2 protein-coding genes are annotated in these 764 nt (G+C 35.1%); both read left to right on the top strand.

Annotation, left to right across the window (positions count from 1 at the left end):
- Positions 1–566: hypothetical protein (locus ACY2RU_RS17725; RefSeq protein ID WP_490139818.1), on the top strand; the 566-nt coding region annotated here is incomplete at its 5' end.
- Positions 567–583: 17 nt separating this feature from the next.
- Positions 584–764: hypothetical protein (locus ACY2RU_RS17720; RefSeq protein WP_490139817.1), on the top strand; the 181-nt coding region annotated here is incomplete at its 3' end.

The raw sequence follows: 764 nt of genomic DNA, 5'->3' as shown, positions 1-764 counted from the left end.
ACGTTGGGGGTAATTACGAAATGACTGATATTAAATTAATAAATTTTAAAATAGGCGAATCAAAGCGGAGGTTTCCGATTTGGTCTTCAATTTTAGGGTTTATTATTTCTGCGCCGTTTCGCATGTTGTATTTTTTTATTCCTTTCATGAAAAATTACACTGATGTTCACGGAGATTGGTTTGTTTGGATTAAAAATGGAAATAGAGAAATTCATCGAAAAAACTTTGCAGAAACCGGTTTTGACGGATTGATTAAATTTTACAAAATTAAATTCAAAAATGATGATTTGAACAATTTAGTGGAAGATAAAAGCTTTGGGGTTTTTTACTTTGAAATAAATCACCTAATATTTCTTAGAGAATTTAAAACTCCAAATCAATGGCCTAAATCATACCTTTCTGTAATTAACAAATCGAATAATACTATTAATAGATTAAAGCTAGTCTCTTCAAGCTATACAGATTGGAAAGTTGAATCAGTAAATCAGTCGGAGTTTAATATCATAACAATCGATAACAAAGAATATACTGAGGGAATCAAAGTAACTACCCCCAACAACGTATAAAGCCAATGGCGAGTTTTGTGAACTCCCCTAGCCTGTCATTACAAAAAATCCTATCTTTAATTCCGAATAAACCCGTAAACGGCTTCGCTGTGGCTTCCGAGTCGCACGCGTCGACGCCGCTGCCAACATTTGCGTCCGCAAATTTGGTTGAGCCACAGCGAGCTAAGAACCGCCACTGGCATTATACAAACACGTTAG

It is taken from the genome of Ulvibacter sp. 2305UL32-6 (assembly GCF_058148545.1).
The sequence above is the reverse complement of the archived record's forward strand: the minus strand, read 5'-3'. Positions and strand labels throughout refer to the sequence as shown.